This window comes from Pseudomonas rhizophila, assembly GCF_003033885.1.
GTDB classification, from domain to species: domain Bacteria; phylum Pseudomonadota; class Gammaproteobacteria; order Pseudomonadales; family Pseudomonadaceae; genus Aquipseudomonas; species Aquipseudomonas rhizophila.
The window spans coordinates 1,741,878-1,753,513 of record NZ_CP024081.1 but is presented as its reverse complement, the minus strand read 5'-3'; the positions used below and the strand labels follow the sequence as shown (position 1 = coordinate 1,753,513).

Sequence of the window (11,636 nt, the reverse complement as noted above, 5' to 3'; positions counted from 1 at the left end):
ACGTCCGGCAAACCTCTCCTGAACCTTGCCAAACTCGTTGAGCCCCAATACAGGCCCGGACCCAACTCACGTCAATTCAACGATCCTGGTCTTGGGCCCTGTACGAAAAGTGGCTGAGCGACGATTCGTACAAACCCACATCTTTCAGCCAGGGAACCGGCCAAAACGCGGCGTCTCTCGCTCGGAAAGCAGGAGCATTCCCGATCACACCGCCAGCATCCGAACGCTGTCGCATGCTGTAAAAATTCACTGACTCCAGACACGCCAACGCGGGAGCAAGCTCCCGCGCGGCGACATCCTACCAGTCACCGCACAAATGCAGTCAACCGGCCGACCAACAAGCGATTACTTGTGGTCTTTCACTTCTTCGAACTCGGCATCAACGACATCATCGGCTTTTTCGGCCGACTCGCCTTGCTGCGCTGCGCCTTCAGCCGGCTGAGCCTGCTCGGCGTACATCTTCTGAGCCACTGGAGCGGAGACCTTGGACAGTTCTTCGATCTTCGCCTCGATGGCCGCCTTGTCGTCACCTTTGACAGCCGCTTCAAGAGCAACCACAGCTGCCTCGATGGCAGTTTTCTCTTCAGCGGTCACTTTATCGCCAGCATCAGCGACCATCTTGCGAGTCGAGTGCACCAGGGCATCACCCTGGTTGCGGGCACTGGCCAGCTCTTCGAACTTGCGGTCTTCTTCGGCGTTGACTTCAGCATCGCGAACCATCTGCTGAATTTCTTCCTCGGACAGACCGGAGTTGGCCTTGATCACGATCGACTGGGTCTTGCCGGTGGCCTTGTCTTTCGCACCAACGTGCAGGATGCCGTTGGCGTCGATGTCGAAGGTCACTTCGATTTGTGGCACGCCACGTGGAGCTGGCGGAATCTCGGCCAGGTCGAACTTGCCCAGGGACTTGTTCTGCGCGGCTTGCTTGCGCTCACCCTGCAGCACGTGAATGGTCACGGCGTTCTGGTTGTCATCGGCGGTCGAGAACACTTGGGATTTCTTGGTAGGAATCGTAGTGTTTTTCTCGATCAGCGCAGTCATCACGCCACCCATGGTTTCGATACCCAGGGTCAGCGGGCTGACGTCGAGCAGCAGAACGTCTTTCACGTCACCGGCCAGAACAGCACCCTGGATGGCGGCACCCATGGCAACGGCTTCGTCCGGGTTCACGTCTTTACGCGCTTCTTTACCGAAGAAATCGGTTACCAGCTTCTGAACCAGCGGCATACGGGTCTGGCCGCCGACCAGGATCACGTCGTTGATCGAGCCAACGTCGATACCGGCGTCTTTCATTGCAATGCGGCAAGGTTCGATGGTGCGCTGAACCAGGTCTTCCACCAGCGCTTCGAGCTTGGCGCGGGAGATTTTCACGTTCAGGTGCTTCGGCCCCGTGGCATCTGCAGTGATGTACGGCAGGTTCACGTCGGTCGACTGGCTCGAGGACAGCTCGATCTTGGCTTTTTCGGCAGCTTCTTTCAGACGCTGCATGGCCAGCGGGTCACCCTTGAGGTTCATGCCGCTTTCTTTCTTGAATTCGTCGACGAGGTAGTCGATCAGACGAATGTCGAAGTCCTCACCACCGAGGAAGGTGTCACCGTTGGTGGCCAGTACTTCGAACTGGTGCTCACCATCGACTTCAGCGATCTCGATCACGGAGACGTCGAAGGTACCACCACCCAGGTCATAAACGATCACGGTGTGATCGCCCTTGGCCTTGTCCATACCGTAAGCCAGAGCGGCCGCGGTTGGTTCGTTGATGATGCGCTTGACGTCCAGGCCCGCGATGCGGCCGGCGTCTTTGGTCGCCTGACGCTGGCTGTCGTTGAAGTAGGCCGGAACAGTGATGACCGCTTCGGTCACCGCTTCGCCGAGATAGTCTTCGGCGGTTTTCTTCATTTTCTTCAGGATTTCCGCCGAGATCTGTGGCGGCGCCATTTTCTGGCCGTTCACTTCAACCCAGGCGTCGCCGTTGTCAGCCTTGGCGATTTTGTAAGGCACCATCTTGATGTCTTTCTGAACGACTTCTTCGTCGAACTTGCGACCGATCAGACGCTTCACCGCGTAGAGGGTGTTATGCGGATTGGTCACTGCCTGACGCTTGGCCGACTGGCCAACCAGAATTTCGCCATCGTTGGCGTACGCGATGATCGACGGCGTAGTACGCGCGCCCTCAGCGTTTTCAATTACTTTGGCCTTGCCGTTTTCCAGCACGGAGACGCACGAGTTGGTGGTCCCCAGGTCGATACCGATAATCTTGCCCATGTTAACTCTCCCGGAACTTGGATTTTGTTGCCGCAGCAGTGGTGGCTAACTGCGGTAGCACTTAAACGCTTGACTTCTAAATGGGGCCGCTGCGCTAAATTTCAAGCCTGCTCATCAATAGAAGGCGAAACCGGCGCCGGCGTCTTGCTGACCACAACCATGGCCGGGCGCAGCAAGCGACCGTTGAGCAGATAGCCCTTCTGGAAAACCTTCAATACGCTGTTGGGCTCGACGTCCGCACTTTCCTGCATCGCCATGGCCTGATGGTGCTCGGCATTGAAGGGCTCGCCATGCGGATCAATGGCTTCAAGCTGATAGCGCTTGAGCGTGTCCTGGAACATCTTCAGGGTCAGCTCGATACCTTCACGCATCGGACGAATGTTTTCGTCGTCCGGATTGGACAGCTCCAGGCCGCGCTCCAGACTGTCGATGATCGGCAACAGGTCGCCTGCGAACCGCTCCAGGGCGAATTTATGAGCTTTTTCAACATCTTGCTCGGCGCGACGGCGGACATTCTGCAGGTCGGCGGCTACACGCAGCGCCTGATCCTGCGCACCGGCCAGTTGCTCTTCGAGCACTTGTACACGTGCCGCCAGGTCGTCACCCGAATCCTGGGGAGCCTGATTGGCGTCTAGATTTTGCGTGTCCTGCGTCTGTTCGTCAGCCATAGATTTCTCCTTTCAACTTCGTCCGCGAGCTCAACTCGCGCTTCTGCCCCGGTATATGGGGCCGTGTTTTCCAGCTTCAAGGGCGGTCCGACGAATTAACCTTACAAAAAACCCCTGCATATTCATTCCTCCCGGCGCTAAGAAAGTCTTCCACCCAAGCAAATCGAGCTAAGCGAAGGCATTGTCAGGCCGAAACAAAACACTGTATAAATAACCAGACCTAAGCCTGGGAGCGGCCTTTATGCTGGTGCACCTGTCCGTACACAACTACGCCATCGTCGAACACCTCGACCTCGAACTCGATCGGGGCATGAGCGTGATCACCGGTGAAACCGGTGCCGGCAAATCGATCATGCTCGACGCCCTGGGCCTGACGCTGGGCGATCGCGCCGACAGCGGCGTGGTACGCCCCGGTGCGGACAAGGCCGACATCCTGGCCACCTTCGACCTGATCGACATCCCCGAGGCCAGCGCCTGGCTGGCGGAACGTGACCTAGATACCGACGGCCTGTGCATATTGCGCCGGGTCATCACCGCCGAAGGTCGCTCCCGGGGTTACATCAACGGTACGCCCTGCCCCCTCGGCGACCTCAAGGCCCTGGGCGAGCTGCTGATCGACATTCACAGCCAGCATGAACACCAGTCCCTGCTCAAGACCGAGACCCATCGCCGCCTGCTCGACGAATACGCCGGCGCCACCGACCTGGCCCGCCAGGTTCAACTGGCCGCCCAGCGGTGGCGCCAGACCCGCCAGGAACTGGATCGCCTCTCCAACTCCGGTGACGAACAACGTGCCCGCCACCAGTTGTTGAGTTATCAGCTCGAAGAGCTGGAGAACCTGGCCCTGGGTGAAAACGAGCTGGCGGAACTGGAACAGGAACACAAGAACCTCACCAATGCCGAAACCCTGCTGGGCATTTGCCGGCAAGTGGTCGAGCAATGCAGTGAAAGCGACTCGGGTAACGTGCTCAATGCACTGACCGCCAGCCTGAACCGGCTGTCCAGCGTCAACAATTCGGTAGGCGCCCTGAGCGAAGCGACCAATCTGCTCACGAGCGCACAGATCCAGGTCGAGGAGGCCGTCGGGGAACTGAACCGGTTTCTGGATCATTTCGACGCCGACCCGGCGCGCCTGCAATATCTGGAAGAACGCCTGGACACTATTTATACGCTGGCGCGCAAGCATCGCGTCCAGCCAACCGATGTCGCCGAACTGCAGCAGCGCCTGCTTGAAGAGCTGGAAACCCTGAACGCCAACGACGAATCCATTGAGCGCCTGGGAGACGAACTGGCGTCCTATGCCCGTCATTATCAGGAAAAAGCCAGGGAGCTCAGTGAGCTGCGTCAGCAGGCCGCGACCGGGCTGGCCAGTGCCGTTGAGCAGGAAATCCAGCGCCTGGGCATGCCCGGCGGGCGCTTCACCATCGAGCTGCACCCCAACGCGGGGGACGAGCTTCAGCCCAACGGGCTGGAGCAGGTGGAGTTGCTGGTCAGCGCCAACCCTGGCCAACCGCTCAAGGCCCTGGCCAAAGTCGCCTCCGGCGGCGAGTTGTCACGCATCAGCCTGGCCATCCAGGTCATCACCGCACAGACCTCGCGTGTGCCGACGCTGGTATTCGACGAAGTGGACGTGGGTATTGGCGGCCCTACGGCGGAAATTGTCGGCCAGTTGCTGCGTCGACTCGGGGAGCGCGGCCAGGTGCTGACAGTGACTCACCTGCCCCAGGTCGCAGCCCAAGGACACCAGCATTTATTTGTGCACAAGGTGCGTGACGAGGACGCCACTCGCACCGCCGTGTCCAAGCTGAATAAGAACGAGCGCGTGGAAGAAGTGGCACGGATGCTGGGCGGCATCGACCTCACCAAGGAGTCCCTGGCTCACGCGAAAAAAATGGTCGTCGCGGCAAAAATCTGAACAGCCCAAACGCAAAAAGGCGACCCTGGGGTCGCCTTTTTGCGTTTCAACAGCTTTAAACCGGCTTTCTCTTGCGCACATGCAAGACGAGATGGTGATCGATCAACTCGAAGCCATGCTCTTCAGCAATTTCCTTTTGGCGCTTTTCGATTGCCGGACAAGTGAATTCGACGACCTCACGGGTTTCCACGTCCACCATGTGGTCGTGATGTTCCCCATCGGCCAATTCAAAGACCGCATGACCGCCATCGAAATTGTGACGAGCCACCAGCCCCGCCGCCTCGAACTGAGTCAGGACACGGTAAACCGTGGCCAGACCGACGTCCTCGCCAGCTTCCATAAGCGCCTTGTAGACATCCTCGGCACTCATGTGGCGTTGCTCGGCGGAATCGAGCATCTGCAGAATTTTGACCCGTGGCAGGGTCACTTTGAGGCCGGCTTTGCGTAGTTCGCTATTTTCAACCATGGTCAGCTTTCTCGCGATGCTGCTTCGCAGCTTCTCTTAATGCGGGTATGATCGGCGTTTACGTTGTCCCAGCCAAGATAGTGGAAGTCGCCCACCGATGCAAAACACCAAGCTCTTGCTAACCAGTTTCACCTTTGTGGGACTGCTCGCACTCGCCGGTTGTTCATTCCCCGGGGTTTACAAAATCGACATCCAGCAGGGCAATGTCGTCACGCAGGACATGATAGACCAGTTACGCCCGGGAATGACCCGTCGGCAAGTACGGTTTATCATGGGTAACCCTCTGCTGACCGACACGTTCCATGCCGATCGCTGGGATTATTTGTACAGCCTGCAACCAGGTGGTGGTGAACGCCAACAGGAACGCATCAGCGTTATCTTCAACGCCAATGACCAACTTGTCAGCCTGTCTGGCGATTTCATGCCCGGCGTGAGCCGCGACGAGGCCATTATGGGCCAGGACAGCGGCACTACGGTGACCGACCCAACCCAGAATGCCGAGCAGCCGAAACCGGAAAAACCGGTCAAGCCAGGCTCGTTGCTCGATCAGATCCAGAAGGACGTGGACAACGTCGAGACCGTACCGGTCCCGACGCCAGAACCACTGGATACTTCGCCGCAATAAATTGCTCAATAAAAAACCCGGCTTACCGGGTTTTTTATTGCCTGCAATTCAGAGCTGACTATTGATCAGCTTGGCGCGCCTGGGCGGCCTTGGCGGCACGCAGCCGCCGAATCTCTTTTGGATCTGCCAATAACGGTCGATAAATTTCAAGTCGATCAGCCGCCCGCACCACCTGGCGATCCGGATCGGCAACCACCTTGCCAAAAATCCCCACCGGGCAAGTGGCCAGATCCAGTTGCGGAAACTCAGCAGCAATGCCGGACGCCTCTAACGCCGCCCGAACACTGGTGCCTTCCGGCACGGAAAATACGCGCAAGACCTGACGATCGACGCCGGCATACACCACTTCCAGCTCAATCAACGGGCAAGCTCGGCGTTTTGCTTGGCGCGCTGGCAGAACGCGTCGACCAGGGTATTGGCCGCCTGATTGAACAACGGCCCCAGCGTGGCTCGCACCAACGGACCTGCATAGTCGAACGACAGATCCAGGCTGATCTTGCAGGCCTTCTCTCCCAGCGCCTTGAACACCCAGACGCCGTGGAGCTGATTGAAAGGCCCCTCTTCCAGGTTCATTTCAATGGACTGTCCAGGCACCAGGGTGTTGCGCGTGACAAAGTGCTGGCTCAATCCGCCCTTGGCGACATTGAGCCTGGCGCGCATATGGGCTTCAGAGCTTTCGAGCACTTCGGCGGACGAGCACCAAGGCAAAAATTGCGGGTAACTTGCCACATCGTTGACCAGGTCGTACAACGCCTGCGCCGGATAGGGCAGCAAGGCCGAGCGTTGAATATGTGTCGTCATGTAAGCGTCACTTCCACAGCTGGGCGGCAAACACTACAAGAATGCCGATGGGCGCTACATAGCGCATCAAGAACAGGCTCAAGGTAAACAGTACAGGGCTGCGCAACGACAATTCGTCACGCACCGCCTCACGCCCCATGACCCATCCTGCAAACACCACGAAACACAAACCACCCAGCGGCAGCATGATCCGTGATGTGAAGAAATCAATCACGCCGAAGAAATCCAGCCCTCCGGTTGCTCCCCACTGGTAGAGATGGAACATCCCGCCTTCGTTCACGAAAAACTTCGCTTGCTTCCATATATTGAAGGAAAACACCGTCCCCAGGCCAACGAACCAACAGGTAAAGGCCAGCCAGAACGTCACCCAGGCGCGACTGAGCCGGGTTCGCTCCACCAGATAAGCGACCATGGGTTCCAGCAGGGAAATGGCCGAACTCCAGGCAGCAATGGCCACCAGGAGAAAAAATACCACCCCCATGAATTGACCAAATGCCATGTTGCCGAAAGCGAATGGCAGGCTGACGAACATCAGCCCCGGCCCTTCGCTGGGGTTCAGGCCGGCGGCGAAGACAATCGGAAACAACGCCAGCCCGGCCAGCAACGATACAAAGGTATCCAGCAGCGCGACACCTACAACGGTCTTGGTCAGCGAGGCGCTCTTGGGCATGTAGGCGCCATAGATCATGATCGAGCCCACCCCCACGCTCAGGGAGAAAAACGCATGCCCCATGGCCGGCAGCAGGCCATCCATGACTTTCTCCGGCTGGAAATCGAACATGAAGTGAACGCCTTCCATGAAGTGCCCGGTGGTCATGCTGTAGCCCAGCAATACCAGGATCATCACGAACAGCAGCGGCATCATGATTCGCAGGCTGCGCTCAAGCCCCGCAACCACCCCGCGGGCAATCACCACCGCAGAAAGCAGCATGAAAATCGTATGCCAAAGTGTCAGCCGCCAGGGATCGGAGATCACATCACCGAAGTAAGCGCCGACCTGATCGGGTGTCACCCCCTGAAAGTCCCCGCGCCCCATATCGATGATGTAGTCCAGCGACCAGCCGCCGACCACACTGTAGAAAGACAGGATCAGCAGCGCCGTGATCATTCCGGCAAACGCGCCCCACGACCACTTGGCCGAGTGCCCGGCCTCCACTGCCAGCACCTTCAGGGCATTGGCCGGGCTTTGTCGGGCGCGACGACCGATGAGGGTTTCGGCCAGCATCACCGGCGCGCCGATGAGCGCGATGCACGCCAGAAACATCAATACAAAGGCACCGCCACCATAGACGCCGACCATGTAGGGAAACTTCCAGATACTGCCCAGCCCCACGGCCGAACCGGTTGCGGCGAATATGAAGACCCAGCGGCTAGCCCAACTGCCGTGGACAGAAACCTTGTCTGTCGACATCGTGATCACGCCCAAGCGTTCGAAAAAGAGGCCGCATTGTCCGGGATTCATTCAACCTGCTCAAGCACGTAGCTTCACCGTAGCCGACACGCCCGCAACTGCCTATAATGCCGCCCCTATGGCTAAACAGAAGAAACACCCCACAGGGACCATCGCGCAAAATAAAAAAGCGCGACACGACTACTTCATCGAACAACGTTTCGAGGCTGGCATGGTCCTGGCCGGCTGGGAAGTAAAGAGCTTACGTGCAGGCAAGGCGCAACTGGTCGACAGTTATGTGCTGCTCAAGGACGGCGAGGCCTGGCTGCTGGGCAGCCATATCACGCCCCTGACCACCGCCAGCACCCACGTGATCGCCGATCCGACACGTTCGCGCAAGCTGCTGCTCAACAAGCGCGAGCTGGAAAAGCTCTTCGCGTCCGTGCAGCAAAAAGGCTACGCCTGCGTCTGCACGTCGTTGTACTGGAGCAAGCATTTGATCAAATGCGAAATTGCGCTGGGCAAAGGCAAGAAGGAATACGACAAGCGTGATACCGAGCGCGAACGCGACGCCGGTCGCGAGCTGCAACGCGCGGTACGCAACAAGGGCAAGGAAGACTGATTCTTTCGCCTGGGTTATGCGTTCGCTGAAGATCCAATGTGGGAGCGAGCCTGCTCGCGATGACGGAGGCACATGCAACCTTGATGTGTCAGACAGACCGCTTTCGCGAGCAGGCTCGCTCCCACAGGGGTCCAATCACTATAGAACCCACTGACTACATCCCCTTGCGCCGCTCTGCCCGCGCCACCCGCTGCACCTCCTGACGCACCTCCTCCAACACTTCCTGCACATACAGAATATGCCGGCTGGAGACTTCCCGCGCCTGCTCGGCGTGCCCGCCCATAATGGCCTGGTACAACTCCCGATGCTGACTGATCAGCATGTCTCGGGTTTCGCTGCGCTGTTTGTACATGCCGCCAATGTTGGTGACGACGTTGCGCCTGAGCAGATCGAACAGACCCCGAATCGTATGCAGCAACACTGCATTGTGACTGGCTTCGGCGATGGCCAGGTGAAACCGCGCATCCGCCGCGCCCTCCTCAGCCCGACTCACATTTTCATGGCGTGAATAGCAATCCTGAAGCTCCTCGAACGCCGCCGTCAGCCGCTCGCGGTCCACGTCCGTGGCCCGCTGTGCCGCGTAGTAAGCGCAGGAAGCTTCCAGCGTATGGCGAAACTCCAGCAAATCACGTTGCGCTTCAGGATTGCTTTCCAACAACTGCAACAGGGGATCACTGAAGGTTGAGCCCAGCGACTCCACCACATAGTTGCCACCGCCCTGGCGGCTGACCAGCAAGCCCTTGGCCGCCAGTTTCTGAATCGCTTCGCGCAACGAAGGGCGTGACACGCCGAACTGCTCGGCCAAGGCACGCTCGGCGGGCAGGCGTTCGCCGGACTTCAGCGTGCCTTCAAGGATCATTCCTTCAAGCCGCTCGACAATATCGTCAGACAAACGGCGCTGACGAATCTGATCAAACCCCATAACTCGACTCTCCACGATCCCGACGGCTCGCCGGGCTCTCTATTCTCGCCTATCCGCGCCCCGCCGACACCCTCCACAAGCCACTTCGACCCACAGATCAGATGCCATCGGCCGCACTCATTCGACGAAAGTTTCAGAGCGGCAAATTGACATGCGACAACCAAGGCTTTTACCCTAGCCGACAGCGCTTGTAAATTGGTCTTACCAATTATCCAAAATCGCTGACCAGTGCCTGACCAACAACAATTAGGGGCCCACCCACTATGCAAACCTGGCAACAGCTCTACAGCCCGCTCGGCAGCCTCGGCTTGTCCGCACTTGCGGCCGTCATCCCCATCGTATTTTTCTTCCTGGCCCTGGCGGTGTTTCGCCTCAAGGGACATGTGGCCGGCAGCATCACCCTGGCCTTGGCGATTGCCGTGGCGATCTTCGCGTTTCAAATGCCGGCGGACATGGCGTTCGCTGCTGCCGGTTATGGTTTTGCCTATGGCCTGTGGCCTATCGCCTGGATCATCGTCGCGGCGGTGTTTCTGTACAAACTGACCGTCAAGAGCGGCCAGTTCGAAGTGATCCGCAGCTCGGTGCTGTCGATCACCGATGACCAGCGCCTTCAGGTGCTGTTGATCGGCTTTTGCTTCGGGGCATTTCTGGAAGGTGCCGCCGGCTTCGGCGCGCCGGTAGCGATTACCGCGGCGCTGCTGGTCGGCCTGGGCTTCAATCCCCTGTACGCCGCCGGCCTTTGCTTGATCGCCAACACCGCCCCCGTGGCCTTCGGCGCCCTAGGCATTCCGATTATCGTGGCCGGCCAGGTCACCGGGATCGACGCGTTCAAGATCGGCGCCATGACGGGCCGTCAATTGCCATTGCTGTCGCTGTTTGTACCGTTCTGGCTGGTGTTCATGATGGATGGCCTGCGCGGCGTTCGGGAAACCTGGCCGGCGGCGCTAGTGGCAGGCTTGAGCTTCGCCATCACCCAATACTTCACCTCCAACTTCATCGGCCCGGAACTGCCGGACATCACATCTGCCCTGGCCAGCCTGGTTTCCCTGACTCTGTTCCTGAAAATCTGGCAGCCAAAACGCACCGCAGGTGCCCAGATTGCCGGCGCCACCTCCAGCGCAACCATTACCGCCAGCGTCGGCGGTTTCGGCCAGCCACGCAGCACCGTGGCGTCCCCTTACAGCCTGGGAGAAATCCTCAAGGCCTGGTCACCGTTCCTGATCCTCACCGTGCTGGTGACGATCTGGACGCTCAAACCGTTCAAGGCGATGTTCGCCCCGGGCGGATCGATGTACGGCTGGGTGTTCAATTTCGCCATCCCACACCTGGATCAGATGGTGATCAAGGTCGCGCCGATCGTGACCAATCCAACAGCCATCCCGGCGATCTTCAAACTTGATCCGATTTCCGCCACCGGTACGGCGATTTTCTTTTCCGCATTGATCTCGATGCTGGTGCTGAAGATCAACCTCAGAACTGGTCTTACCACTTTAAAAGAAACCTTCTACGAGCTGCGTTGGCCTATCCTGTCCATTGGCATGGTGTTGGCGTTCGCCTTCGTCACCAACTTCTCGGGCATGTCGTCCACCATGGCCCTGGTATTGGCCGGCACGGGCGCGGCGTTTCCGTTCTTCTCGCCCTTCCTGGGGTGGCTGGGAGTATTCCTGACCGGTTCCGACACCTCGTCCAACGCGCTGTTCGGCTCACTGCAAGCCACCACCGCGCACCAGATCGGCGTCAACGACACATTACTGGTTGCAGCCAATACCAGTGGCGGCGTGACCGGCAAAATGATTTCGCCACAGTCCATTGCCGTGGCCTGCGCTGCGACCGGCCTGGTGGGCAAGGAATCGGATCTGTTCCGTTTCACCCTGAAACACAGCCTATTCTTTGCAACGATCGTAGGCTTGATCACCTTGGCCCAGGCCTACTGGTTCACCGGCATGCTGGTGCACTAAGCACAAC

The 11,636-nt window shown here is 58.7% G+C and carries 11 protein-coding genes; 4 read left to right on the top strand and 7 right to left on the bottom strand.

The genetic code is table 11. From position 1 onward, the window contains the following. Positions 1-345: 345 nt before the first annotated feature. Positions 346-2,262: a molecular chaperone DnaK gene (gene dnaK, locus CRX69_RS08215; RefSeq protein WP_047229066.1), complete on the bottom strand. Its 1,917-nt coding sequence runs from the start codon at positions 2,260-2,262 to the stop codon at positions 346-348. A 101-nt stretch (positions 2,263-2,363) separates the two neighbouring features. Continuing rightward, positions 2,364-2,930, bottom strand: a complete 567-nt coding sequence (grpE, locus tag CRX69_RS08210; protein WP_076383527.1) for a nucleotide exchange factor GrpE — start codon at positions 2,928-2,930, stop codon at positions 2,364-2,366. Between the two features lie 241 nt (positions 2,931-3,171). On the opposite strand from grpE, the gene recN reads away from it, so the two are divergent. Next, positions 3,172-4,845 carry a DNA repair protein RecN gene (gene recN / locus CRX69_RS08205; RefSeq protein WP_047229068.1) on the top strand — a complete coding sequence of 558 codons (1,674 nt, stop codon included), beginning with the start codon at positions 3,172-3,174 and terminating at the stop codon, positions 4,843-4,845. 55 nt (positions 4,846-4,900) lie between these two features. Here recN and fur read toward each other — a convergent pair whose 3' ends face one another. Continuing rightward, positions 4,901-5,311: a ferric iron uptake transcriptional regulator gene (gene fur / locus CRX69_RS08200; RefSeq protein ID WP_076383526.1), complete on the bottom strand. Its 411-nt coding sequence runs from the start codon at positions 5,309-5,311 to the stop codon at positions 4,901-4,903. Between the two features lie 97 nt (positions 5,312-5,408). Between fur and CRX69_RS08195 the strand changes: the two genes are divergently transcribed. After that, a complete protein-coding gene (locus CRX69_RS08195) occupies positions 5,409-5,936 on the top strand; it encodes an outer membrane protein assembly factor BamE (protein WP_047229070.1) in 528 nt (175 codons plus the stop codon). 58 nt (positions 5,937-5,994) lie between these two features. On the opposite strand, the gene CRX69_RS08190 is transcribed toward CRX69_RS08195, so the two are convergent. From CRX69_RS08190 to CRX69_RS08180, 3 genes are read right to left on the bottom strand one after another with little or no spacing between them, the layout of a single operon-like run. Next, positions 5,995-6,297: an RnfH family protein gene (locus tag CRX69_RS08190; RefSeq protein ID WP_107321859.1), complete on the bottom strand. Its 303-nt coding sequence runs from the start codon at positions 6,295-6,297 to the stop codon at positions 5,995-5,997. Continuing rightward, positions 6,294-6,737, bottom strand: a complete 444-nt coding sequence (locus CRX69_RS08185; protein ID WP_047229072.1) for a type II toxin-antitoxin system RatA family toxin — start codon at positions 6,735-6,737, stop codon at positions 6,294-6,296. The genes CRX69_RS08190 and CRX69_RS08185 overlap by 4 nt, the downstream gene beginning before the upstream one ends. 7 nt (positions 6,738-6,744) lie before the next feature. After that, the gene (locus CRX69_RS08180) at positions 6,745-8,148 is read right to left on the bottom strand and encodes a sodium-dependent transporter (protein WP_047229088.1); all 1,404 of its coding nucleotides are present in this window, start codon (positions 8,146-8,148) and stop codon (positions 6,745-6,747) included. 118 nt (positions 8,149-8,266) lie between these two features. Between CRX69_RS08180 and smpB the strand changes: the two genes are divergently transcribed. After that, entirely contained in the window at positions 8,267-8,749 is a 483-nt protein-coding gene (gene smpB, locus CRX69_RS08175; RefSeq protein WP_047229073.1) for an SsrA-binding protein SmpB, read from the top strand. A 154-nt stretch (positions 8,750-8,903) separates the two neighbouring features. Here the strand turns inward: smpB and CRX69_RS08170 are convergent, their stop codons facing one another. Next, positions 8,904-9,671: an FCD domain-containing protein gene (locus tag CRX69_RS08170; protein WP_047229074.1), complete on the bottom strand. Its 768-nt coding sequence runs from the start codon at positions 9,669-9,671 to the stop codon at positions 8,904-8,906. Between the two features lie 263 nt (positions 9,672-9,934). Here CRX69_RS08170 and CRX69_RS08165 point away from each other — a divergent pair, with 263 nt between their 5' ends. Then, the gene (locus tag CRX69_RS08165; RefSeq protein ID WP_107321858.1) at positions 9,935-11,629 is read left to right on the top strand and encodes a lactate permease LctP family transporter; all 1,695 of its coding nucleotides are present in this window, start codon (positions 9,935-9,937) and stop codon (positions 11,627-11,629) included. The last annotated feature ends 7 nt before the right edge of the window (positions 11,630-11,636 follow it).

Bases quoted from the DNA above. Each gene is read 5' to 3' on its own strand.
- dnaK (WP_047229066.1), bottom strand. From the start codon at position 2,262: ATGGGCAAGATTATCGGTATCGACCTGGGGACCACCAACTCGTGCGTC.
- grpE (WP_076383527.1), bottom strand. From the start codon at position 2,930: ATGGCTGACGAACAGACGCAGGACACGCAAAATCTAGACGCCAATCAG.
- recN (WP_047229068.1), top strand. From the start codon at position 3,172: ATGCTGGTGCACCTGTCCGTACACAACTACGCCATCGTCGAACACCTC.
- fur (WP_076383526.1), bottom strand. From the start codon at position 5,311: ATGGTTGAAAATAGCGAACTACGCAAAGCCGGCCTCAAAGTGACCCTG.
- CRX69_RS08195 (WP_047229070.1), top strand. From the start codon at position 5,409: ATGCAAAACACCAAGCTCTTGCTAACCAGTTTCACCTTTGTGGGACTG.
- CRX69_RS08185 (WP_047229072.1), bottom strand. From the start codon at position 6,737: ATGACGACACATATTCAACGCTCGGCCTTGCTGCCCTATCCGGCGCAG.
- CRX69_RS08180 (WP_047229088.1), bottom strand. From the start codon at position 8,148: ATGTCGACAGACAAGGTTTCTGTCCACGGCAGTTGGGCTAGCCGCTGG.
- smpB (WP_047229073.1), top strand. From the start codon at position 8,267: ATGGCTAAACAGAAGAAACACCCCACAGGGACCATCGCGCAAAATAAA.
- CRX69_RS08170 (WP_047229074.1), bottom strand. From the start codon at position 9,671: ATGGGGTTTGATCAGATTCGTCAGCGCCGTTTGTCTGACGATATTGTC.
- CRX69_RS08165 (WP_107321858.1), top strand. From the start codon at position 9,935: ATGCAAACCTGGCAACAGCTCTACAGCCCGCTCGGCAGCCTCGGCTTG.